Source organism: Vibrio sp. STUT-A16, assembly GCF_026000495.1.
Taxonomy (GTDB): Bacteria; Pseudomonadota; Gammaproteobacteria; order Enterobacterales; family Vibrionaceae; genus Vibrio; species Vibrio diabolicus.
Genome location: NZ_AP026766.1, coordinates 314,096 through 336,876 on the forward strand (window position 1 = coordinate 314,096; position 22,781 = coordinate 336,876).

General features: G+C 46.4%; 20 protein-coding genes and 1 pseudogene. 13 read left to right on the forward strand and 8 right to left on the reverse strand.

What is annotated here, in order from left to right:
* Positions 1 to 10: 10 nt before the first annotated feature.
* The 4 genes from OO778_RS17995 to OO778_RS18010 all read left to right on the forward strand — a co-directional run bounded on the left by OO778_RS17995 (position 11) and on the right by OO778_RS18010 (position 5,433).
* On the forward strand, positions 11 to 1,618 hold the full coding sequence (locus OO778_RS17995; protein WP_203490483.1) for a carboxyl transferase domain-containing protein: 1,608 nt from the start codon (positions 11 to 13) through the stop codon (positions 1,616 to 1,618).
* Positions 1,619 to 1,726: 108 nt separating this feature from the next.
* Positions 1,727 to 2,509, forward strand: a complete 783-nt coding sequence (locus tag OO778_RS18000; protein WP_170892919.1) for an enoyl-CoA hydratase/isomerase family protein — start codon at positions 1,727 to 1,729, stop codon at positions 2,507 to 2,509.
* Entirely contained in the window at positions 2,502 to 4,550 is a 2,049-nt protein-coding gene (locus OO778_RS18005; RefSeq protein WP_264912307.1) for an acetyl/propionyl/methylcrotonyl-CoA carboxylase subunit alpha, read from the forward strand. Before OO778_RS18000 ends, OO778_RS18005 begins: the two co-directional genes overlap by 8 nt.
* Positions 4,531 to 5,433, forward strand: coding sequence for a hydroxymethylglutaryl-CoA lyase (locus tag OO778_RS18010; RefSeq protein WP_264912308.1), 903 nt, complete (start codon positions 4,531 to 4,533; stop codon positions 5,431 to 5,433). The genes OO778_RS18005 and OO778_RS18010 overlap by 20 nt, the downstream gene beginning before the upstream one ends.
* Before the next feature lie 86 nt (positions 5,434 to 5,519).
* On the opposite strand, the gene OO778_RS18015 is transcribed toward OO778_RS18010, so the two are convergent.
* Positions 5,520 to 8,141 (reverse strand): ATP-binding protein, encoded by a 2,622-nt coding sequence (locus OO778_RS18015; RefSeq protein WP_256936480.1) that lies wholly within the window; start codon positions 8,139 to 8,141, stop codon positions 5,520 to 5,522.
* Positions 8,142 to 8,152: 11 nt separating this feature from the next.
* Positions 8,153 to 8,989 (reverse strand): phosphate/phosphite/phosphonate ABC transporter substrate-binding protein, encoded by an 837-nt coding sequence (locus OO778_RS18020; RefSeq protein ID WP_264912309.1) that lies wholly within the window; start codon positions 8,987 to 8,989, stop codon positions 8,153 to 8,155.
* A 132-nt stretch (positions 8,990 to 9,121) separates the two neighbouring features.
* Between OO778_RS18020 and OO778_RS18025 the strand changes: the two genes are divergently transcribed.
* Positions 9,122 to 9,442 (forward strand): DUF1840 domain-containing protein, encoded by a 321-nt coding sequence (locus OO778_RS18025; RefSeq protein WP_031427956.1) that lies wholly within the window; start codon positions 9,122 to 9,124, stop codon positions 9,440 to 9,442.
* A gap of 248 nt (positions 9,443 to 9,690) precedes the next feature.
* Entirely contained in the window at positions 9,691 to 10,239 is a 549-nt protein-coding gene (locus OO778_RS18030) for a sugar O-acetyltransferase (RefSeq protein ID WP_074190546.1), read from the forward strand.
* A 9-nt stretch (positions 10,240 to 10,248) separates the two neighbouring features.
* On the opposite strand, the gene OO778_RS18035 is transcribed toward OO778_RS18030, so the two are convergent.
* On the reverse strand, positions 10,249 to 11,682 hold the full coding sequence (locus OO778_RS18035; protein ID WP_083612650.1) for a PLP-dependent aminotransferase family protein: 1,434 nt from the start codon (positions 11,680 to 11,682) through the stop codon (positions 10,249 to 10,251).
* A gap of 136 nt (positions 11,683 to 11,818) precedes the next feature.
* On the opposite strand from OO778_RS18035, the gene OO778_RS18040 reads away from it, so the two are divergent.
* From OO778_RS18040 to OO778_RS18050, 3 genes are read left to right on the forward strand one after another with little or no spacing between them, the layout of a single operon-like run.
* Positions 11,819 to 13,183, forward strand: a complete 1,365-nt coding sequence (locus tag OO778_RS18040; protein WP_074190545.1) for a cytochrome ubiquinol oxidase subunit I — start codon at positions 11,819 to 11,821, stop codon at positions 13,181 to 13,183.
* Positions 13,184 to 13,211: 28 nt separating this feature from the next.
* Positions 13,212 to 14,219 carry a cytochrome d ubiquinol oxidase subunit II gene (gene cydB, locus OO778_RS18045; RefSeq protein ID WP_074190544.1) on the forward strand — a complete coding sequence of 336 codons (1,008 nt, stop codon included), beginning with the start codon at positions 13,212 to 13,214 and terminating at the stop codon, positions 14,217 to 14,219.
* A gap of 20 nt (positions 14,220 to 14,239) precedes the next feature.
* Positions 14,240 to 14,368 carry a DUF2474 domain-containing protein gene (locus OO778_RS18050; protein ID WP_074190543.1) on the forward strand — a complete coding sequence of 43 codons (129 nt, stop codon included), beginning with the start codon at positions 14,240 to 14,242 and terminating at the stop codon, positions 14,366 to 14,368.
* Between the two features lie 133 nt (positions 14,369 to 14,501).
* On the opposite strand, the gene OO778_RS18055 is transcribed toward OO778_RS18050, so the two are convergent.
* From OO778_RS18055 to OO778_RS18065, 3 genes are all read right to left on the reverse strand, one after another.
* Positions 14,502 to 15,008, reverse strand: coding sequence for a hypothetical protein (locus OO778_RS18055; protein WP_264912310.1), 507 nt, complete (start codon positions 15,006 to 15,008; stop codon positions 14,502 to 14,504).
* On the reverse strand, positions 15,001 to 15,726 hold the full coding sequence (gene hxpB, locus OO778_RS18060; RefSeq protein WP_074190541.1) for a hexitol phosphatase HxpB: 726 nt from the start codon (positions 15,724 to 15,726) through the stop codon (positions 15,001 to 15,003). Before hxpB ends, OO778_RS18055 begins: the two co-directional genes overlap by 8 nt.
* A gap of 129 nt (positions 15,727 to 15,855) precedes the next feature.
* On the reverse strand, positions 15,856 to 16,737 hold the full coding sequence (locus OO778_RS18065; protein ID WP_074190540.1) for a LysR family transcriptional regulator: 882 nt from the start codon (positions 16,735 to 16,737) through the stop codon (positions 15,856 to 15,858).
* 97 nt (positions 16,738 to 16,834) lie between these two features.
* Between OO778_RS18065 and budA the strand changes: the two genes are divergently transcribed.
* Genes budA through OO778_RS18080 form a run of 3 tightly spaced genes read left to right on the forward strand, consistent with a single transcriptional unit; the run spans position 16,835 to position 20,108 of the window.
* Positions 16,835 to 17,620: an acetolactate decarboxylase gene (gene budA, locus OO778_RS18070; RefSeq protein ID WP_074190539.1), complete on the forward strand. Its 786-nt coding sequence runs from the start codon at positions 16,835 to 16,837 to the stop codon at positions 17,618 to 17,620.
* Between the two features lie 29 nt (positions 17,621 to 17,649).
* Positions 17,650 to 19,353 carry an acetolactate synthase AlsS gene (gene alsS / locus OO778_RS18075; protein ID WP_074190538.1) on the forward strand — a complete coding sequence of 568 codons (1,704 nt, stop codon included), beginning with the start codon at positions 17,650 to 17,652 and terminating at the stop codon, positions 19,351 to 19,353.
* A complete protein-coding gene (locus OO778_RS18080; protein ID WP_074190537.1) occupies positions 19,350 to 20,108 on the forward strand; it encodes an SDR family oxidoreductase in 759 nt (252 codons plus the stop codon). Before alsS ends, OO778_RS18080 begins: the two co-directional genes overlap by 4 nt.
* A 90-nt stretch (positions 20,109 to 20,198) precedes the next feature.
* Here the strand turns inward: OO778_RS18080 and OO778_RS18085 are convergent, their stop codons facing one another.
* Together OO778_RS18085 and OO778_RS18090 are read right to left on the reverse strand one after the other, a co-directional pair.
* Positions 20,199 to 22,112, reverse strand: a complete 1,914-nt coding sequence (locus OO778_RS18085; protein WP_048624916.1) for a BCCT family transporter — start codon at positions 22,110 to 22,112, stop codon at positions 20,199 to 20,201.
* Positions 22,113 to 22,262: 150 nt separating this feature from the next.
* Positions 22,263 to 22,553 (reverse strand): hypothetical protein, encoded by a 291-nt coding sequence (locus OO778_RS18090; RefSeq protein ID WP_074190709.1) that lies wholly within the window; start codon positions 22,551 to 22,553, stop codon positions 22,263 to 22,265.
* On the opposite strand from OO778_RS18090, the pseudogene OO778_RS18095 reads away from it, so the two are divergent.
* Positions 22,520 to 22,762: pseudogene (locus tag OO778_RS18095) on the forward strand (molybdopterin containing oxidoreductase); the annotation flags it as partial. The gene OO778_RS18090 and the pseudogene OO778_RS18095 overlap by 34 nt on opposite strands.
* Positions 22,763 to 22,781 lie beyond the last annotated feature (19 nt).

The following is a 22,781-nucleotide window of genomic DNA, read 5'->3' on the forward strand; positions in this document are numbered from 1 at the left end:
TCGGCTATTTATGGCTTGTTTGACGACCAATATTAATACCCATTCAGAGCAGTATCAGGAAAACTACCGCGCTATGGCATCGCTCGTGGATCAACTCTATACCGTGACTGCGCAAATCGAAGATGGCGGCGGTGAGAAAGCCCGCGAGCATCAGCAGAAGAAAGGCAAACTTCCGGTTCGTGAGCGCATTCTTGCCCTACTCGACCCCGGTTCATCTTTTTTAGAAATCGGTCAGTTTGCTGGCTGGGATGTGTATCCAGATTACGTTCCATGCGCGGGCGTGGTAGCGGGTGTTGGCGTAATTGACGGCACCGAGTGCATGATCGTAGCCAACGACGTGACGGTAAAAGGCGGCAGTTACTACCCACTTACGGTTAAAAAACACTTACGCGCACAGGAAATTGCAGAAAAATGCCAACTGCCGTGTGTTTACTTAGTCGACTCTGGAGGTGCTAACCTACCCCGCCAAGATGAAGTCTTCCCGGACAAAGACCATTTTGGCCGTATTTTCTACAACCAAGCCCGTATGTCGGCCAAGGGTATCCCGCAAATTGCGGTGGTCATGGGGCTATGTACCGCTGGCGGCGCTTATGTTCCTGCGATGTGTGATGTTTCCATCATAGTCAAAGAACAAGGCACGATTTTCTTGGCAGGTCCACCTCTTGTAAAAGCAGCGACAGGTGAAGAAGTCAGCGCGGAAGATCTTGGCGGCGCAGACGTTCACTGCCGAACCTCTGGCGTGGCGGACTATTACGCAGAAAATGATCACCACGCGTTAGAGTTGGCAAGACAAGCGGTTTCACAAATCAACCACTTGAAACCCGTTCAACTCAAGCAAAAAGCACCACAGGAACCACGCTTTCCTGCGCAAGAGCTGTACGGCATCGTCGGTACCGACCTTAGAAAGCCGTTTGATGTTAAAGAGGTCATTGCCCGAATTGTTGATGATTCACAATTTGATGAATTTAAAGCCTTGTTCGGAGAAACCTTGGTTTGTGGCTTTGCTCATATCCACGGTATGCCGATTGGTATCGTCGCCAACAACGGGATTCTATTCTCTGAGTCGGCACAGAAAGGCGCGCATTTTATTGAGCTGTGCGCACAACGCAAAATTCCTCTGCTTTTCTTGCAAAACATCACGGGCTTTATGGTCGGCCAGAAGTACGAAGCCGAAGGCATCGCCAAACATGGCGCGAAAATGGTAACCGCTGTAGCGTGTGCAGACGTACCGAAGTTTACCGTAGTGATTGGTGGCTCGTATGGCGCAGGTAACTACGGTATGTGTGGCCGCGCCTATGATCCAACCATGATGTGGATGTGGCCAAACGCACGCATCTCCGTTATGGGTGGAGAGCAAGCAGCTGGCGTGATGGCGCAAGTGACCCGCGATATCAAAACGCGCAAAGGTGAAAGCTGGAGCACAGAGGAAGAAGAAGCGTTCAAACGTCCAATTGCGGAGCAATATCAAGTCCAAAGCCATGCGTATTACGCCAGTGCCCGCCTGTGGGACGATGGGATTATTGATCCTGCAAAAACCCGTGATGTTGTGGGTATTGCTCTATCTGCTGCGCTTAATGCACCAATACCAGACAGCAAATTTGGCATCTTCCGTATGTAGTCGGATACAAAGCAAAACCCTAACTCCTCGCTATCCATCAATGATGAATAAAGTGCTGATTAGCGAGTATTGGAATATCAGACTGAAATGTCAGACAAAGGAAGTCACATGACCGGACTACTGCTTGAAAAAGACAGCAATGGCGTTGCCTGGTTGAGCCTGAATCGGCCAGAAAAACACAACGCGTTTAATGACGCATTGATTGCCTCACTAATTGAGACACTAGAACAGCTCGAAAAGGACGATTCTCTCCGTGCACTGGTGTTAAGTGCACAGGGAAAACACTTTTCTGCGGGAGCAGATCTGGGCTGGATGCAATCAATGGCAACCAAAACCGAAAGTGAAAACCTGCAAGATGCACAGCAACTAGCAAAACTTTTGCATACGCTGGACACCTTCAGTAAACCAACGATTGCCATGGTGCACGGCGCAGCATTTGGTGGCGCGCTTGGGCTGATCTGCTGCTGCGATATTGCCATTGGCACACCTGAGAGCAGCTTCTGTTTGAGTGAAGTGAAACTCGGCTTATTGCCCGCGACCATCGGTCCCTACGTAATCCGAGCAATTGGACAACGACAAAGCCGACGCTACTTTTTAACTGCCGAGTTGATTGATGCCGAAACCGCGCTATCGATGAACATTCTTCACCAGACCGACTCTCAGCCAAGAGAAGCCGTCAACCGCATCATTGATCACCTGCTTAATAATGGTCCGCAAGCGATGCAGGCAGCAAAAGCACTCTGCTTACGTTGTGATAGCCAACCTATCGATCACTCATTAATTGAATACACCAGCCAAGCCATAGCAACCGCCCGCGTGTCCAGCGAAGGACAAGAAGGGCTGACTGCGTTTTTTGAAAAGCGCACCGCCAATTGGAGGAATCATGTTTAAAAGAATACTGATCGCAAACCGCGGTGAAATTGCCTGCCGAATCATTAAAACCGCAAAAAGCATGGCTATCGAGACGGTTGCCGTCTATTCCGAAGCGGACCGCAGCAGTTTACATGTTAAACAAGCGGATTTCGCTGAATTCATTGGCCCAGCTCCGGCGAGTGAGTCTTATCTTGATATCGATGCGATTATCGATGCAGCGAAAAAATGGCAAGCCGATGCTATCCACCCTGGGTATGGTTTTCTTTCCGAGAACCCGAAACTAGCCAAAGCGTGCAGCGAAAATGACATCGTCTTTATTGGCCCTTCCACCAGCGCAATTGAGGCTATGGGGTCGAAGTCTCAAGCCAAAGCAATCATGTCAGAGGCGAACGTACCATTGGTTCCGGGCTATCACGGCACAGACAACAGCATTGAGCACTTATCGGCTGAAGCGGAAAAAATCGGTTATCCGGTCATGCTGAAAGCAACCCAAGGTGGCGGCGGTAAAGGCATGCGAGTGGTCAATAGCGCAGCCGAACTACCGTTAGCCATTGACGGTGCGCAGCGTGAAGCACTTTCAAGCTTTGGCGATAAGCAGCTTCTTGTCGAAAAATGCATATTGCAACCGCGCCACGTTGAAATTCAGGTCTTTGCTGACCAACATGGCAACTGTGTCTATCTTTCTGATCGTGACTGTTCCATTCAGCGTCGTCACCAAAAAGTAGTCGAAGAAGCACCTGCACCCGGTCTTAGTGATGAACTGCGAAAACAAATGGGTGAAGCCGCGATTCAGGCCGCTCAAGCGATCGACTATGTTGGCGCTGGTACGGTTGAATTCTTGCTCGATAGCCGAGGTCAATTCTACTTCATGGAGATGAATACCCGTCTGCAAGTTGAACACCCTGTCACTGAATTGATCACTGGCGTTGATTTGGTTGAATGGCAATTCAAAGTCGCAGCTGGCGAGTGTTTACCTATCTCGCAATCCGAAATCACCCATAACGGACACTCAATCGAGCTGCGAATTTACGCCGAAGATGCCGACAACGACTTTATGCCGTCGACTGGACGCATTGATTATTTACAAGAACCCATTTCGGACAGCAATGTTCGACTAGCATTTTTGCGCGTTGATAGTGGTGTGACCCAAGACGATACCATTAGCGAGTACTACGATCCGATGATCAGCAAACTGATCGTCTGGGGGCAAACACGTGATATCGCGCTCAAGCAGCTTAAGCAGGCGTTAACTCAATATCACGTGCGTGGAGTGACTACAAACATCGGTTATCTGCATAGCATTATTTCGCAGCCAGCCTTTGCCGAGATTGAGCTTGATACAGGTTTCCTCATCACACATCAACAAGGCATAAATGAGCAGCAAAGTGTGTCGGATTCTATCTGGCTAACGTTGGCGGCGGTTGCTCGCTGGAATGATCTCATTTCAAAAAATGACAGCTCAACGCTACCCTCGCCAACCAAACGAGGTTTTAGGCTGTCAGTTGACAACGTTTATCGATTTAACTTCACGAATGCCAATGTCAACCATCAAGTACGCTTGCACCAATCACCGCAAGATACAGAAGCTCACTTCACTGTCCGATGTGGTGAGGAGTTACATCAGGTCACTCTGCTTGAAAATGACAACCCGTTTATCGTCGATATCGATAATGTGCGTTACACCTTTAACGCGCTCAACGACGAACAAAAGACAACCGTGTTTTATCTTGGTCAGCAACGTACGTTCGCTCATCAACCAAGTTTTGAATCACCAAAAGGCAAAGACGACGAACTTAGTCCAACCGCACCACTGAACGGCGTGATCTCCGCGGTCATGGTGAATAAGGGAGACAAAGTAGCGGCTGGTGATCCGTTGTTAGTGCTCGAAGCGATGAAGATGGAATACACCATTACCGCTCCGGTAGCAGCGACCGTTGATGAAGTGTTTTATCAACATGGAGACCAAGTACAGCACGGTTCCATCCTGCTGCATTTAATTTCTGCACCCGATAATGTCTGTGAAAATAAGGAGCACGAATATGCTACCAGCGAAGGTTAATATCGTCGAAGTTGGTGCACGTGATGGCCTACAAAATGAAACTGCTGTGACGCTGGTTGATAAAATCCGTTTGATCAATCTGCTAAGCAACAGTGGCTTAAAGCACATTGAAGCAGGCTCTTTCGTCTCGCCGAAATGGGTACCTCAAATGGCCGATTCCGATCAGGTGTTTGCGGGGAGCACTCAGCAACCGAACGTGGTTTATAGTGCGCTCACACCAAATCTCGCAGGGTTAGAACGAGCGCTGGAAAGTGGCGTAAAACAAATTGCGATATTTGGCTCCGCTTCAGAAGCGTTCAGCCAGAAAAACATCAACTGCAGTATTGCGGAAAGCCTAGCCCGTTTTGAACCCGTTATCGAACTGGCGAACCAACACACCATACCTGTGCGCGGGTACTTGTCTTGCACTATGGTTTGTCCCTACGAGGGAGAAATAAAACCAGAGCAAACCACAGCGGTAGCGAATGCGCTGTTTGATATGGGATGCTATGAAATATCTCTGGGCGATACTGTCGGTAAAGCAACGCCTAATCGCGTTATCGCCATGCTGGATTCGCTGTTAACGCAACTGCCAAAAGACGCGCTCGCGGTACATTTTCATGACACCTATGGACAAGCTTTGGCCAATATTTACCAAGCCTTGTTAATGGGCATCAACACCATTGATAGTGCGGTTGCTGGTTTGGGCGGCTGCCCTTACGCGAAAGGTGCCAGTGGCAATGTTGCAACGGAAGATGTGCTTTATCTTTGTGAGCAACTTGGGATTGAAACAGGCATTGATCTTAAAATAATCAACCAAGCAGGTTGGCAAATTTGCCGAGCCTTAGGTAAACGGCCGATGTCGAAAGTGGCGTTAGCATTGGGTGATCCAAACAGCTTGTAAATTGCTCAACCCACGATACACAATTACAAACGAGCATGTTTAATAACATGCTCGTTTTTTTGAGCCGATTTAATCTAACCGAAACACTAAACAGAGGCGTGCTTTTCCTCTGCAAGGGTGTGGCATCCCCACTTCGCAATCATATTAAGCAAATCACTTTTCTGAACTGGTTTTGTCAGGTAATCATCCATACCTAATGCGATACTTTTTTGTTGCTGCTCTTGCATCGCATGTGCGGAAAACGCGACGATTGGACACCAAGGAAACGCACCACTTTCCTGTAACTCACGAATGTCTTTTGTCACGCCAAAACCATCTTTGTTTGGCATAGAAATATCGGTAATCACCAAGTCCGGAGAAAGCTGTTTATAAAGTTCAACGGCTTCAACACCATCTTCCGCCAACGTCAGTTTAACACCTGTGTCTTGCAACATTTTTTCAATCAATATTCGATTGATATGGCTGTCTTCTGCGACTAATAGGTGCAGGCTAGAAAAGTCAGGATTCTCATCTGAGGCAAGTTCTCGACGCTTTTGTGTCTTAGTAGAAAACAGAGCTTGCAGTTTATGCTGCGTGACCGGTTGCGGCAATAAACGATCCCGCTCGCACGACCATGCCTGCCCTTCCTCCATCACGCAAGGTGCAAGGAACAGTACCCGTTTGGCAGCGGATTCTGTCGCATCAAGCTCATAGAGCTCATCTCTATCTTGAGCATTGTTTACACTCGCGAGGATACGATCAAAACCATCCAATTTTTTACCCAAAGACTGCGCAGTTGACCAATCGTTGGCATGAGTAACTTCAATGCCAATCTCTTGAGCTAAATGTATCAAGTGTTGCACGCGCGGTTGATAATCATCAATAAACAATAGTCGATTTGCACTCAGCTCTATCGGATCGGAAAGAAGCTGACTTTGCTTAGGCAACTGCAAACTAAAGCTAAAACACGACCCTTTTCCAAAATCTGAATGCACACAAAGCTCGCCGTTGTACATGCTGATCAAACGTTTTGAGATTGCCAACCCCAAGCCTGTACCTTCATGGCGTCTTGTCGCGGAGGTATCGACCTGCTCAAACTTATCCATAATATGAGCCAATCGATTTTCGGGAATACCAATGCCCGTATCACTCACGGAAAAATCAAAACCGTGCTCACTTTCTCTGACTTTGAGTAGCACATGGCCTTCATCTGTGAATTTCACCGCATTACCGATCAAGTTAAGCAAGATTTGATTAATCCGACCTTTATCACCGACCACGACCGTATTCATGGCCAATGGCATATCAACCAACAACTTGAGGTTCTTTTTATCCGCCTGATAGGCACACAAAGCGGTGCAGCTCTCGACGAGTGAACGCAAGTCAAACTCCTCTTCAACTAACGTCAACTTGCCCGCTTCTACTTTGCTGTAGTCGAGGATGTCGTTAATGATGGTCACAAGGTTATTGGCAGATTTGTGCAGCAAGAGCAATAACTCCCTTGGCTCTCGACGGTTTTCGTTCTCAAGCAATATCTCGCTGATCCCCATGATCGCGTTCATTGGGGTGCGAATCTCATGGCTCATGTTCGCCAAAAATTCCGATTTGGCTTGCATCGCCTTTTTCGATTTATCTAAAGCAGACGACAGACGCCTCTCCATCCTGCGCCTGTCGGTGATGTCACGCTCTACCGCAATAAAACGTAACAGCCCGCCATCTTCATCAAACACAGGAGAGAGCTCCAACTCGACCCAATACGGGTGCTTCGACTTGGTATAGTTGAGTATTTCAACCCTAATAGGAGAGTGCTTACGGACACTGTTTGAGAGCAATGCCACCGTATTTGGATCTGTGTCTGGCCCTTGGAGTAACTCGCCCGGCGATTTGCCAATAACTTCTTCCAACGTATATTCGGTTAGCTGTTCAAACGCAGGGTTTACCCATGCAATAGTGCCGTCAGGGTGAGTAATGATAATGGTATCACGCGCATGTTCAGCAACCTCAGCAAGCTGCGATATTTTGGCCGATAACTGTTGCTGGGTTTGATGCTCTTGCTGAAGTTTAGTTTGCGCTTGCGCTAAAGAGCGTGACATTTGGTTAAACGCTTCGCCAACACGTGTAACTTCGTCATTGCCTGAAATCGAAATTTGCGAACCCGGACCTTGCTGTGAAACCTTGATTACCCCAGTACGAAGAAGATCGAGCCGCTTCATCAAATAGCTACCGAGAGCATACGAAAACATGGCCACCAGCGACATTTCAATAAAGGCGATAACCAAACTTGCTTGAGTCGCAAATGAAAGAACTTGATGTACATGTTCAACATTCACCCCCATTTCAACCTTACCGAAAGTCTGCTCTCCAAGAGTAATCTCTTGCGCAACATCGTAAACTCCATCGGTCACATCAAACGGTCTCACACCAGTATCAACACCGCTGTAATCCCCCTGTAGCGTCAGCTCGACGCCATCTTGGTTAACAATACGAATATAAGCCAGCTCGCGCTCACTCACGACAGAGCGAGCAAAACTGTCTAGATAGGCTAAGTCCGTCGCAATCACCGCATCTCTCGACGCCTGAGCAAATACACTCACCAAGTGTTGGCTCCCAACCTCGAGGCTAGTCTCGTTGGAACTTTCCAACCAATTAAGCCCACTAATGATGAGTACACCGAGCGCAAGGGCCTCAATAAGAGCAATGCCAAGTATCGTTTTCGAACGCAGCGTCATAGGACAACCATTTATCTTGAGATTCCCAATTGAACAACATCTTGCCAATCTTGGTCTTGTGCAAGCTGTAACCCGTCAATGTTGAGTAAAGTAAAACTCTCCTGTGCTTTTGGATCGTCATTAAGTTGCGAAATTGCCTTTCGTAAGGCAAGAGTAATCTCTTCATCGACATTATTTGAAACCGCAATAGCATGAGGCGTATAACCAGCAGTTGTATAAATGATGCTAAGTTGGTCTTTTATTTCACTCGGTAAGCTCTCAAAGGTACGCTTCACGCCACCACCAGCAATGTACAAACCTTTAAGTACCCCCAAATAGACTGAGTCGTGCGAACCGACGTATTTAGGCGTAAACTTGATGCCTTTCCGCGCCAACTCTGATTGTGTGATGATAGAAGCAGCAAATGCTCGTGGGGCAGGAAAAGCGATGGTCTTGTCTTGCAGCTCATCAAGGGAAACCGACTTCCCTCGCCTTGCTACAATAATGCCTGTGATGCGCTTATTCTTCGCTCTTGATAAAGCCGTATAACCTGGGTTTTGATTCACCAACGTAAAGTGATATGGGTTCATGTATGCAATGTCGTAGGCTCCAGCCATCAAGCGTGCTTCGAACGTGGGAATATCACGTGCCGTGGCAAACTTAATCTCAACGCCAGCAAGATCTCCCCAGCGTTGCAGTAATGGCTGCCATTGTTGCACTAGTTTGGTCGCCGACTGTTGCGGTACGACACCAAAAACAATGGAAGGTTGAGCAACGACAGAAGGTGACCATGTGCATAACACCATAAGCAACGTAAATATTCGCTTGTGAAGCCGCCAAATCAACGTCTTTAGTTGGGAGTTCAACAAAATCATCTCCTTATGTTTGTCTTTCGTTAAAGATAGATAGCTATCTGAAAGATTGCGAATTATCGGATTAAATTGCCTCGTGTCTCAGATACCATTTATACTCAAATGAACACCTACAACAGGAGCAGGTAAATGCTTATTACATTTCGTTGCCATAGCCACTCGAACGTCACTATGTTTGGCGATATTGCGATAAAGATGATCAAAATGATGGGGCATAGTGGCTCAGTACCAGGGTCAATTTCCGCTCAAGACATCCCTGATGCTCTATCTAGATTGACCTCCGCTCTCGCAGCACAAGAAGCGATAGAGCAGAACAACAGTCAAGCAATGGAAGAAGATGAGGAGCAAGAGGAACAAACGGTCAGTTTAGGACGCAGAGCATTTCCACTTATTGAGCTTTTAAAATCGGCTATTAAAGAAGAATGCGAAGTGATGTGGGACAGCCAATAAATGCTCCAAATCAAGCTGTGGAGAGGAAAGCAACATCCAATCTATACTTTCCTCCCCTGCTAAAAGGAACTCACCCAATTCACTTCACTCCTCTATTTGAATGACTCTTAACGAGTGCTTACTCAAAACTAACCTATTGAATATAAATCAGTGATAAGCCTCTGATTTTATAATAAAAATCCCCTATTGACTGAAACACTCACTTATCATTGTGGCCTCAACTGCAAACCATTAATGGAATGATTGTTATGTCAGAACTGACTCGGATGCGCTCTGGAGAAACCTATAATTGCCTGGATGAAGAACTAAAGCTAATGCGCGCCAACACTGCGCAGCTTGTCTTCCAATTTAACCACGAGCCAAACCCAGATATCCGTAGACAACTATTGGCGGAAATGGGCGTCCAATTAGAAAACAGCGCCTGTATAGAGCCACCGCTTCAACTTACCTACGGTTGTCACTTGTCCATCGGGGAAAACACCTACATCAACTGGGATGCCATTATTCTGGACAATGGACAGGTTGAGATTGGTGCGAACGTCATGATTGGGCCTAGAGTGCAAATTTACACAGCCGCTCATTCACTCGATACACAAAGACGCTTAGCCGGAGATGAGATCGCCAAACCGGTCAAAATCGGCAATAACGTTTGGATTGGTGGGGGCGCAATCATACTGCCAGGCGTGACCATTTGCGATGAGGCCGTCGTCGGCGCTGGCTCTGTCGTAACCAAAGATGTTGCGCCAGGCGATCGAGTTGCTGGAAATCCGGCGCGCTCCATTAAACCAAAAAACTGAAGAAAGTCGCTATTTTGCCAAATGTTCGCGAATAATGTTGGCAAGCAGATTGAGAGCATGGACGTATTTGTCATTGAGCTCAAAAGAAGCGTTAAGACGAATACAGTGATCGTATTGTTCTGTCAGGCTGAACATCTTTCCCGGTGCGATGCTGATATTGTCTTTTAGCGCTTCTCGATATATCTGCAAGGCGTCGATATGCTTGGGAAGCTCTAACCAAATAAAGTACCCGCCGCTTTGGCTTAACACTTTGACTTCTTCAGGTAACAGCTCACTAAGCCGATCCGTCATCTTACTTTTACGTTCAAACAGCTTTTTCCGTAACTGCTTCAAATGCGATTCATAATTGCGGCTTGTTAAATAGTGCACCAATGTCATTTGTACTGGTGCACTCGTCGCTAACGTACTCATTAACTGTAACTTTTGTACCTCTAGCGCCCGCTTTCCCGCCGCAACCCAACCAATACGTAGCCCTGCGATTAATGATTTTGAAAACGAGGAGCACAACATGGTATTGCCCGTGTCATCAAACATTCTTAGTGGGTAAACCGAGTCATTCCCGGCATGCAGTTCGCTGTACACATCATCTTCAATCACTGGCACGTTATATCGCTGTGTCAGTTCAATCAGCTTTTGTTTTTTCTCGTTGGAGAGCGTAAAACCCAGAGGATTTTGGAAGTTCGACATCAGCCAACATGCTTTCACATCGTGTGTTTGCAGCGCTCGTTCCAATGAATCTAGGTCAATACCCGTGACTGGGTCTGTTCTTACTGAGAGCGCTTTCAAACCTAACCGCTCTAAGGATTGCAATGCGCCATAGAATGCAGGCGACTCCACAACCACCCAATCTCCCGGTCTTGTGCAGGCTTGCAAACTGAGCGTTAACGCCTCCAGCGCGCCTGCCGTAATGACAATTTCATCGGGTGAAATTTCAATGCCTTTCGCAGCATAACGCTTCGCGATGATGGTGCGTAATTGTTCGTTTCCTGGAGGTAAGTTATCAAAGGTGGTGGAAATCGGCATATTGCGAGCGGCTGCGCTCATCGCCCGATTCACGTGATAGCGTGGGTACAAACTTGGATCTGGATAGGCAAAGCCAAAATTGATCATGGATGGATTTTTACTCGCCTGCAGCACATCAAATATAAACTCATTGATGTCTACCTGCTCTGTCCACGAAACCGCGGCTGGCGCTTGGGGTTCATTTGAACTCTTAATATTGGGAGCGACTCGATAACCAGAGCGCGGCTGTGAGGTGACCCAGCCTTGAGATTCCAGAATTTGATAAGCGTGCAATACCGTCATCAAGCTCAAACCCGAGTGTTCAGATTGGCGACGCAGAGAAGGCAGTTTGTCACCCGGGTGCCATATCCCCGATTTTATCTGCCTTTTAAGCTGTTCCACTAACTCTTGATACTTCGCCAAACGCAAATCCCCTTCCATAAAGCTGAACTCAAAATAATAACACTTCAATATTTAATCTGTTATAGGTTTATAGTCACTGTCTGTACCTACTTCCCCTACTCCGCTCCTTTTAAAATAGCTCTCTCATAAAACTTAAAAGATCAAAGGAAGTTTAATGTTTGGCCTCGACGCATTTATGCTTGCACGGATACAGTTCGCCTTTACGGTATCCTTTCATATTATTTTCCCCGCTATCACCATAGGTTTGGCCACCTATCTCGCCGTGCTGGAAGGCTTATGGCTAAAAACACGTAATCCCGATTACCAAAAGCTCTATCACTTCTGGTCGAAAATTTTTGCGGTTAACTTTGGAATGGGTGTTGTATCTGGTCTTGTCATGGCCTATCAATTCGGCACCAACTGGAGTGGTTTCTCCGACTTCGCTGGTTCTATCACTGGCCCATTACTGACTTATGAAGTGTTAACGGCTTTCTTTCTCGAAGCCGGATTTCTTGGCGTAATGCTGTTTGGGTGGCGTCGCGTCGGCGAAAAGCTGCACTTTTTTGCAACCTCGATGGTGGCGTTAGGCACGATCATTTCGACGTTCTGGATTCTCGCCTCCAACAGTTGGATGCAAACGCCACAAGGCTATGAAATTGTCGACGGACGTGTGGTGCCAACCGACTGGTTTGCTATCGTTTTCAATCCTTCATTTCCTTATCGTTTGGCGCACATGAGCGTCGCGGCTTTCGTCAGTTCAGCACTCTTTGTAGGCGCGTCAGCCGCTTGGCATTTATTGAGAGGCAATCAAACGACTGCGGTAAAAACGATGTTTTCGATGTCGCTCGGGATCTTAGTGTTCCTTGCGCCACTCCAAGCCGTGATTGGCGATGTACACGGGTTAAACACTCTCGAACACCAGCCCGCCAAAATCGCTGCCATCGAAGGACATTGGGATAACAGCGATGGCAAACCAACCCCATTGATATTGTTCGGCATGCCAAACATGGAACAAGAACGCACAGACTATGCCTTAGAAATTCCTGTTTTAGGAAGTTTGATCCTACGCCACAGTTTAACTGAGCCAATCCCGGCGCTGAAAGACTTCCCGAAAGAGGAACGACCGAACTCACCTATCGTCTTTTGGTCATTTCGAATCATGGTCGGGCTAGGACTTCTGATGATTTTACAGAGCTTCTACAGCATATGGTTACGAAAAAAGAACACGCTTTATACCTCGCGTTGGTTCCTCAAGTTTTCATTATTTATGGGGCCATCTGGTCTTATCGCAATACTCGCTGGCTGGTTTACGACAGAGGTTGGTCGGCAACCTTGGGTCGTTTATGGCGTACAAAAAACGCGTGATGCGGTTTCTGCACACGGAGACCTACAAATGAGCATCAGCCTGCTGTGTTTCCTTGTTGTGTACAGCTTGGTGTTTGGTTTTGGGTATTACTACATGATCCACCAAATCAAGAAAGGTCCCGATGCAATCGAACACGATGAGCACGACATGACGACCGTTTCAGGCCGCATCTAGAATTTGTCACAAAGTGAAGGTAGAAAATATGCATTTTGATTTATCCGTGATTTGGTTCGCGATCATCGTTTTTGCCACTTTGATGTACATCATCATGGATGGCTTCGATTTGGGTATTGGAATACTGATGCCCTTCATCAAGGATGAAAAACAAAAAGACGTCATGGTCAACAGTGTCGCGCCAGTTTGGGATGGCAACGAAACTTGGATTGTGCTTGGAGGCGCATCTCTATTTGGCGCTTTTCCGATGGCTTACGCGGTGATTATTGAAGCGCTAACCATCCCTTTAACGTTGATGTTGATTGCTTTGATCTTTCGTGGAGTCGCATTTGAGTTTCGCTTTAAAGCATTGGAAAACCACTTAAAGTTCTGGGATCGCTCTTTTATGGTCGGCTCGATTTTAACCACGTTTTTCCAAGGCATCGTTGTTGGCGCGGTAATTCAAGGCTTTGCGGTGGAAAACCGCGTCTTCGTAGGTAGCCAACTCGACTGGCTCAGCCCTTTTCCCATCTTTTGTGGCTTGGGTTTAGTCGCAACGTACGCGCTGCTTGGTAGCACATGGCTCATCATGAAGACGGAAGGTGAACTGCAAAACACGATGTACCGCTTCACTAACAAAACACTACTGGCGATGATCTCCGCATTAGTCATTGTGAGCGCTTGGACTCCACTTGCTTACCCTGCCATTGCGGAAAGATGGTTTTCTCTGCCTAATTTGTTCTACTTACTGCCCGTACCTGTCATTACTGGGCTGGTATGTTTGAAGATTGCCGACTCCGTTAAAAAGCGTAAAGAGCGCAGCCCTTTCGTGATGGCATTGGTGATCGTGATTCTCGGGTTCGCTGGGCTTGGCATCAGTATCTGGCCAAATATCATTCCTCCTAGCATATCAATATGGGAAGCAGCGGCTCCTGCAAGCAGTCAGCGCTTTATGCTCGTTGGAGCAGTGATCATCATCCCGATCATTCTGGCTTACACCTTTTGGAGTTACTACGTCTTCTCCGGAAAAGTAAAAGAAGGCGAAGCGTACCATTAACGAGTTGATAAGGAGTGAGTATGAAAATCAAAAATTGGTGCCGCCAATGGGCTTGGATGATTGGAATATGGGTCGTTAGCGTCGCTGCATTAGGGTTAGTGTCTATGTTATTTCGCGTCATGATGACCGCTGCAGGGTTAAAATCTTAGCTCGACACGTTTAAGTCAATAAAAAATGGATGCCTCTAGATCTTGTGTAAGAGCTAGAGGCGTTGAACCTAATACTCAATCTTAATGAAAAAGCCAAGCGTTAAGAATCTACTCAAAACATTCTTTCATAAGTCTACATTGCCTGAAGTCGTTCATGCATGCTTACGAGATCAAAAGGTTCAAGCTTTTTCGCAATGCTCAGTAATGCTTCCTTTTGATCTAGCGGTAAACTTTGAAACTTCGACTCTAAACGTAAATCCACTTTGCTAAAAAGTAGCTTTCTAATTTGACTAGCTTTTGCCTTTGATAATTGCAATCCATCATTATCGGAGGTTTCAATTATCATGATAATTCTTGCTAAATCACTGAATTCATCATCAGAGCATAAATAAAGTGATTGTTTGTATAAATAGCCAACCGAAATTTCAAAATCAATATTAAGCGCTTGAATCTGAAAGACAATGTTTTCACTCATATCATTTTGAGAAGCAGAGTTGATACAATCATCAAATCGCCTTTCAAATGTAACAAATCGATTATTGAGCTCGTCCAACATAGTCGTATCTTTTGCGAATGATTCTATAGGTAAAACCAATAAGAACATTGGCAGTAGGTATTTTTTCAGCGACCGACTATTCACAATCAAGTCCTTCTTCTAAAAAACTTTCATGCGGTGTTGGTGCAATTGTTGCTTTCAAATTCAAGTCCATTAAACTCGCCAAATGGCTTTCATTAAACTCTGATAGCTTTCGCAGCTTTAGACTGGCTTCATTAAACTCTTGGTAGAACTTATCAGGTTGAGGTATCACGACTGTTTTTATGTTTGCTCGTGTTGCTGCAAGCATACCCGAATAAGAGTCTTCAAAGGCAATACAGTTACTTGAATCTACACCTAGTTTATTGATTGTTGAAAGGTAGACATCTGGCTCTGGCTTGCCCTGTTCTACATCGTCTGACGATGATATCGCGTCAAAGTAACTGGCAATACCGAGTTTGTTCAAAATGGTGGGAATGAGTTGATAAGGTGAATTAGTAGACAGCCCTATCTTAAACCCTTTTCCCTTAAGCAATTTGAGTGTTTCTGTAACACCCTCTAATTCGCATCCTTTTTCAATTATTAATGTCTCCACTTTATCCACAACAGCATTCTCTACTTCCTCTAGGCTCTTTTCTTGCCAAGGATTACGTTCATACCAAAACCTTGTTACTTCACCTGTCGTCATCGTCGCAGTCTGCTTTGATAATACTTCGGTCACTTGGACGCCAACTGATGAAAACACCTGCTTTTCCGCTTCCTTCCACAAAGGTTCTGAATCAATCAGCAACCCGTCCATATCAAAGACCGCAGCGTATATCATTGGTACATCCTCAGTAAGTTCTATTCGTTGAGTAAGATTTGTCTATTCAACCAAAGCATAGCTTTGCATATAACGAGGGAGAGTATCACATTTGCCTGTGGCTATCAGAGCCAGTTCGATGACTCATCTTTAAACCTCAACATGACCGATGTGCATGGCTACTTTTAACGCTTGTTTATTGAGATTAGACACCTCCCAAGCAACGACAACACGACTGGTTAGGGGGATATCATCAATCTCGGCGACTGTCGCGGAATCATCGAGATGTTCAGCCAGTGAGCGCGGAACGAGAGCAATACCTAACCCAGCCTGCGCCATGGCAATCGTCGTACGAAGTTGCGGTGCTGCGAACTGTGGTTCGAGCCTTACTCCTGCGTCGGCAAAAAGTGTACTCATGCCATCAAACAGTGCGGGTCCAGTCTCTCGTGGAAACAGTAAAATTTTATGGCCTCTCAACTGTTTCATCTGGATACAGGGATATTTTGCCAGTTCGTGCCCCGCCGGAATCACCGCGACAAACGGGTCGTTAAACAACACCTTGTGCTCAAAAGGCTCACTGGCGTAACAGGGTAGCCGCATGATTGCGAGATCAAGTTGTTTGCTTTTTAACTGAGTGGCAAGCTCTGGCATTGATAGTTCCGCCGTCTGGAAGTGAACCCCATCCTCTTGAATTCGCCCAATCCTCTCTAATACCTTAATGCAAGTTGATGTTGACGTTGCGAACCCGATTTTAACCTGCGTATTTTCACCACGGGCAATCTGTCGAGCTTTTGCTTTAGCGCGTTCCACATCAGCAAGAATATTTACCGCATCCGTATAAAAGACTTGCCCTGCATGGGTCAGCTCTACTCCTCTAGACAAGCGCTTAAATAGGTCCACACCAAGCTCGTGCTCTAACTTTTTGATTTGTTGACTTAAAGGAGGTTGCGCAATCCCTAGCTGTTCAGCTGCTCGGGTAAAGTGACGAGTCTCGGCGACCGCGACAAAATACTTCAGGTAGCGAAATTCCATATATTTTCCATATCAAAATAAATCTTTTTTATATTGGATTTAGCACCGTGTAGAAGTCAATCTAAATATACTCTTCATTGCATAACTGGTCTTACTCATGCGTGGATTTTATAACCCTCTATGTGCTTGTTCGCTTGAAGTAGCGAAAGAATTTTCTGAATACCATCACGTTACCGGAGATGGTGAGATTTATCAGACTTCGTTAATAAGTGCTTTGATCGCTGGTGTTTACGAAGGCTCGACAACCATAGAAGAACTGCTGAAACATGGGGATTTTGGTTTAGGTACGTTCAATGAATTGGATGGTGAGTTGATTGCGTTTGATAAGGAAGTTTTTCAACTCAAGTCGGATGGCTCCGCAAACCCGGCAGACCTGGCGCAAAAAACGCCCTTTGCTGTCATGACTTTTTTTAAGCCTGATATTGAGCTGCCACTGACATCGCGCATGTCACGTCATGAAGTCCATAGCCTCATAGACGACATGGTTCCAAGCGATAACCTATTTTGCGCAGTGCGCATTGATGGCGTTTTCGATTCCGTTCGTACTCGCACCGTACCTAAACAAACACGCCCTTATCGGCCAATGCTTGAAGTGGTCAAAGAACAACCAACATTCCGCTTCACGCATAAGCAAGGCGTGGTCGCCGGCTTTCGCAGTCCTAAATATACGACTGGCATCAATGTACCCGGCTATCACGAACATTTTATTACCGATGACCGCCAAGGAGGTGGTCATATTCAGGATTACAGCATTTCGTCAGGATTTCTCCAGATTGGCAAAGTCTCACGGCTAGTGATTGATACCCCAGTATCGACAGACTTTCTCAGCGCCAATTTGGCTCCGGAAGATATAAATACCGCTATAGAAAAGGCGGAAAAGTAACAAAGTCAGGCAAATAATAAGGACAACAAATGCAATCCAAACCTTCAAATAAAAATGGAGCTCAGTTGATCGCTCAACAGCTAGAGTCTCTCGGCATTAAGTACATTTTCGGTATTCCCGGTGCAAAAATCGATCGACTGTTCGATGCGATTGAAGACACTAACATCCAAATGATTCCGGTACGCCACGAAGCTAACGGCGCATTTATGGCGGGCGTTATGGGAAGACTAACCGGCAAAGCAGGCGTCACCATGGTTACGTCAGGTCCAGGCTGTGGAAATCTAGTTACGGGGGTTGCAACAGCAAACTCCGAAGGCGATCCGCTGATTGCTATCGGTGGTGCGGTGAAACGAACTGACCAGCAAAAACAAACACACCAGAGCATGGATACCGTCAGTATTTTTCGCTCTATAACTAAGTTCAGTGCTGAAGTGCAGCATGTGGACGCCGCAAGCGAGATCATGGCGAACGCATTTCGTATCGCAGAGTCAGGTCGTCCTGGGGCTTGCTTTTTGAGTCTCCCCCAAGATGTTTTATTCGAGCAAACCCAAACGGACATTATTGTCCCCTCGCCTTACACACAGCCTGGTTGCGCAGACATCGCAGCAATCGAAGAAGCGGTCAGTCGAATCAGTAAAGCAAAGCGCTGTGTAGTTTTACTTGGCCTTCACGCGAGCCGCAGTCAAAACGCTGCTGCTATCGCCCGATTTCTTCAAAATACGCAGCTACCCGTTGTCGGCACTTACCAGGCCGCCGGCACGGTAGACATCAATTACTATCATCACTTTGCTGGGCGTGTCGGTTTGTTTAATAACCAACCTGGCGATGTTTTACTGCGGGACGCCGATTTAATTCTCACCATCGGCTTTAGCCCAATAGAGTATGACCCTGAGCTTTGGAACAGCCACCGCAACCCAGTGATTCACCTCGATATTGAACCAGCAGAATACCAACTTAATTATCAACCTTGTGTTGAAATCGTCGGAAACATTGCGCAGTCATTAGACAAAATGGGCAGCTATATCTCTGAATATGCTCGCCTTTCCCCAACGGCACTTTCAGTACTGGAAGAGGTAGCACTGCAACGGCAAGTGATCAAGACCTATCCCAATGTCTATAACAAGCAAGGGTTTCATCCACTGGCACTGATTAAAGCCATGCAATCTATAATCACACCAGATACCACGCTATGTCTTGATATGGGGAGCTTCCACATCTGGATCGCTCGTTACTTAAGCTGTTTTCGAGCTCGCCAAATGCTAGTGTCTAACGGCCAACAAACAATGGGCGTTGCACTACCATGGGCCATTGGTGCCAGCCTACTAAAACCTGGTAGCAAAGTGGTATCGATATCGGGAGACGGCGGTTTTATGCAATCGAGCATGGAGTTAGAAACCGCGGTTAGACTGAACTGCAATATCGTCCATATTGTGTGGGTTGATAACGCCTACAACATGGTAGAAATGCAAGAGATCAACAAATATCAGCGCTGCTCTGGTGTGAAATTTGGACCAATTGATTTCAAGGCCTACGCCGAATCATTTGGCGCGAAAGGCTTCGCAGTGACTAGTCAACACGAATTGCTACCGACATTGAATAAAGCCATGGACGTTGAAGGACCAGCAGTGGTGGCTATCCCCGTAGATTACAGCGACAACGACAAACTGATGTTGCCGCGCACAGAGAAAAATCAAGATCCCGTTTTTGTAAGTTTCGAAGGAGAAATCGCATGAGAGGATTAAAAAATAAAGTCGCACTCGTGACTGGCTCTGCCAATGGTATTGGTTTGGCCATCGCAAAACGTTTGTATGAAGAAGGCGCAAACGTCACTCTTGCCGATTGGAATGAAGAGCAGTTGGCAAACGCCGTTGAGGGCTTTGATAAACAGCGTGTGTCTGCGCATTCCATTGATGTTTCTGATCCAGACAAAGTCGCAGCACTGATTTCTGATGTTGTTACCCGTTTCGGTAAACTGGATATTTTAGTAAACAATGCTGGCGTACACGTCCCTGGTACCGTGATTGAAGGTAGTGTGGAAGACTGGAAGAAGATCTCTGGTGTAAACATTGATGGTGTTGTTTATTGCGCGAAGTTTGCGTTACCTGAACTCTTAAAAACGAAAGGTTGTATGGTAAATACCGCGTCCGTTTCCGGTTTGGGTGGTGACTGGGGTGCCGCATTCTATTGCGCGAGTAAAGGCGCAGTGGTGAACCTTACCCGAGCGATGGCATTGGACCATGGTGCGGATGGGGTAAGAATTAACGCCGTATGCCCAAGTTTAGTAAAAACCAACATGACAAACGGCTGGCCGCAGGACATCCGCGATAAATTCAATGAGCGCATTGCGCTCGGCCGAGCCGCCGAACCTGAAGAAATTGCGTCTGTCGTGACTTTCTTGGCAAGTGATGACGCATCTTTCATTAATGGCGTAAACCTACCTGTAGACGGCGGTGCCACCGCATCAGATGGTCAACCTAAAATAGTATAAGCATTAACACTGACTGAGCAGAATTTTTAACTGTAAGGTATCCACGCAAAAAAAGAGCCGAGTTTGTACTCGGCTCTTGTGTGTCTATTCTTAAGCCTGCGACGTTGCTAAACCTGCCGACGCGCCGCCTAATAACACATGATTAAACTCCATTCGAGATTCTTGGGCTTGTTCAGACAGTTCTTGCTTCTTCTGTTGAGCCAACTCAAGCGCTTCGGTTAGTTGCTGTAGCTCTGTTTGCATCTCTTCTGGTAAATGATGGTCCGAAAACCCAGATTCACAGCTGTGCTCTAAGGCAAATGCGCGAATTCTCTTACGCATGCTCATCAGGGCCGCCATTGCTTCGCGCTCTTCTTCAGCCGCCTGTTGAGCTAAGTCTTTAAAGCGCTCAAATTTCGCCAAGGCCATTCCCTCTGTTGACCAAGGGTCAATTTCCGGCAGTTCTTCAATGTTAATGGTTGGCTCTTCGTATTCTGCTTGATGTTTAATATCTAGGCTCGCCGCGCGAACAAAGGACACCATCAACATCACCGAGATAACTAACAATGGTAAACCTCCCACGATCGCAGCGGTTTGTAATGTCGATAAACCTCCCATGAACATTAGGACGGTTGGCAGAAAAGACAAAGTAAACGCCCAGAACAAACGGTTCCAGCGCATCGGTTCTTCCGTCACATCATTTTGAACCACAGACGCAAGAATGTACGAGATAGAGTCAAACGACGTCGCCGTAAAAATGATACACAACAGTGTAAAAACACCAATAACGATTGGCCCTAACGGCAGTGTATCTAACGTTGCAAAAATGGCCGCCGGTGCGCCCGATTCGTTGAGGATTGCGATGACATCAAGCTCACCCGTCAATTGCAACGATAAACCATAGTTACCTAAAACAATGAAGAATAAGAAACAACCTAAAGAACCGTAAAATATAGAACCTACGACCATCTGTTTGATCGTTCTTCCACGCGAGATACGCGCAACAAACAATCCCATACAAGGAGCAAAGACCAACCACCATGCCCAGTAGAAAATAGTCCAGTCTTGCGGGAAGTGTGTATCTGTAAACTCACCATAACCACCAAACGGCTCTGCCCAGGTTGCCATAACAAAGAAGTTAGACAACATACGACCAATAGAATCTAAGCCCGTTTCTAACATGAACACGGTTGGCCCAACGGCAAGTACAAAGAGTAACAAGCCCATTGCCCCCCAGAAGTTAATGTTACTAAGGAATTTGATCCCCTTCTCAAGCCCTGCATACGCGGAGTAACCAAAAATCGCAGTACAGAGAAGTAATACAGCCACTTGGCTGAAGGTATTGTTTGGAAGACCGAAGATGTGATGTAGACCACCGTTGATAAGAGGCGCTGCTAAGCCAAGCGTAGTCGCCGCGCCACCCAACATACCAAAAATAAACAGCACATCAATAAACTTGCCAATACCACCGTTTGCACGCTTTTCTCCTAATACAGGCATTAACGCACTAGAGATTTTCAAAACAGGTTGTTTGCGTACATAAAAGAAATAAGCGATAGGTAGAGCTGGAATAAGGTAAATTGACCAAGCGATCGGTCCCCAGTGAAACAGACCATAAGTCGCGGCCCAGCGAATGGCTTCTTCACTGCCTGCTTCCAACTGAAATGGTGGTGATTGATAGTAGTATGCCCACTCGATACACCCCCAATACAGAATACTTGCGCCAATACCTCCACAAAATAGCATTGCAGCCCATGAGGCGTTACCAAATTCTGGTTGCTCGTCGGCTTCACCAAGTTTGATTTGGCCAAGATCGCTGAACACCGTGTAAATCATAAAACACATTGCTGCGATACCCAGTGCGAGGTATAACACACCAAGTTTATCGGTCATGAAAAATTTGGCCGAAGCTATCCAATCCGCACCTTGTGTGGGAAATAAAATTAAAGGTATAACTACGCTGAGTAAAAGAAAGAGTGAGCCTAAGAAGGTAGGCTTATCGATGAGAGAAAATGATTTGTCCATATTATATATCCTTATGTTTTCAAAGGACATGATCTACATTTCTCACAACTTCGCCAATTCACAACACTTATCGTTACCACAAGAATAATTGTCTTTAAAATATGCATTATGTGACGCTGATTTTGTATTCATTATTTGATGCCATAGCGTTTAAATACGGCAGCTTTTCTGCCACACCATCCAGCGCTCTCTACCTTTAAAAACCTCAACACTGTTTGCCACCACTGAGGATTCCACAAGCTTAAACGCCGGTTCTAGATAACCCTCCAACTCCCCACTTCGCAAACAAAATGGAGGGAAGCGAGAGTGGTAATCATCATCTATAACGAAATAACCAATTAACAAACCGTCTCTTGGCAGCAATTTATCCACCATAGCAAAGTAATCTGGCCACTGGTCTCTCGGTAGTGCAGCGAGAAAGGATTGATTTTGGCGCAACATGGATGGATGCCGAACTCGCAGCCCCAGCCAATGACGGCGCTTGGCAGACGTTCAACGCCAAAGAGACATTCCCCCAAGCGGGCTACTACGAATTTGGGGCAAAAGCGACTGATGACCAAAAGGTGGGCCAACCTTTTGCTATCGCATGGAACCCGAAAGGTTACCTCAACAACACCTTCCACCGCATCGCATTGATTGTACGAAGCTAAAGAGTCAGTAGCAGAATAG

Bases quoted from the DNA above. Each gene is read 5' to 3' on its own strand.
- OO778_RS17995 (WP_203490483.1), top strand. From the start codon at position 11: ATGGCTTGTTTGACGACCAATATTAATACCCATTCAGAGCAGTATCAG.
- OO778_RS18000 (WP_170892919.1), top strand. From the start codon at position 1,727: ATGACCGGACTACTGCTTGAAAAAGACAGCAATGGCGTTGCCTGGTTG.
- OO778_RS18005 (WP_264912307.1), top strand. From the start codon at position 2,502: ATGTTTAAAAGAATACTGATCGCAAACCGCGGTGAAATTGCCTGCCGA.
- OO778_RS18010 (WP_264912308.1), top strand. From the start codon at position 4,531: ATGCTACCAGCGAAGGTTAATATCGTCGAAGTTGGTGCACGTGATGGC.
- OO778_RS18015 (WP_256936480.1), bottom strand. From the start codon at position 8,141: ATGACGCTGCGTTCGAAAACGATACTTGGCATTGCTCTTATTGAGGCC.
- OO778_RS18025 (WP_031427956.1), top strand. From the start codon at position 9,122: ATGCTTATTACATTTCGTTGCCATAGCCACTCGAACGTCACTATGTTT.
- OO778_RS18030 (WP_074190546.1), top strand. From the start codon at position 9,691: ATGTCAGAACTGACTCGGATGCGCTCTGGAGAAACCTATAATTGCCTG.
- OO778_RS18035 (WP_083612650.1), bottom strand. From the start codon at position 11,682: ATGGAAGGGGATTTGCGTTTGGCGAAGTATCAAGAGTTAGTGGAACAG.
- OO778_RS18040 (WP_074190545.1), top strand. From the start codon at position 11,819: ATGTTTGGCCTCGACGCATTTATGCTTGCACGGATACAGTTCGCCTTT.
- cydB (WP_074190544.1), top strand. From the start codon at position 13,212: ATGCATTTTGATTTATCCGTGATTTGGTTCGCGATCATCGTTTTTGCC.
- OO778_RS18050 (WP_074190543.1), top strand. From the start codon at position 14,240: ATGAAAATCAAAAATTGGTGCCGCCAATGGGCTTGGATGATTGGAATA.
- hxpB (WP_074190541.1), bottom strand. From the start codon at position 15,726: ATGATATACGCTGCGGTCTTTGATATGGACGGGTTGCTGATTGATTCA.
- OO778_RS18065 (WP_074190540.1), bottom strand. From the start codon at position 16,737: ATGGAATTTCGCTACCTGAAGTATTTTGTCGCGGTCGCCGAGACTCGT.
- budA (WP_074190539.1), top strand. From the start codon at position 16,835: ATGCGTGGATTTTATAACCCTCTATGTGCTTGTTCGCTTGAAGTAGCG.
- alsS (WP_074190538.1), top strand. From the start codon at position 17,650: ATGCAATCCAAACCTTCAAATAAAAATGGAGCTCAGTTGATCGCTCAA.
- OO778_RS18080 (WP_074190537.1), top strand. From the start codon at position 19,350: ATGAGAGGATTAAAAAATAAAGTCGCACTCGTGACTGGCTCTGCCAAT.
- OO778_RS18085 (WP_048624916.1), bottom strand. From the start codon at position 22,112: ATGGACAAATCATTTTCTCTCATCGATAAGCCTACCTTCTTAGGCTCA.
- OO778_RS18090 (WP_074190709.1), bottom strand. From the start codon at position 22,553: ATGTTGCGCCAAAATCAATCCTTTCTCGCTGCACTACCGAGAGACCAG.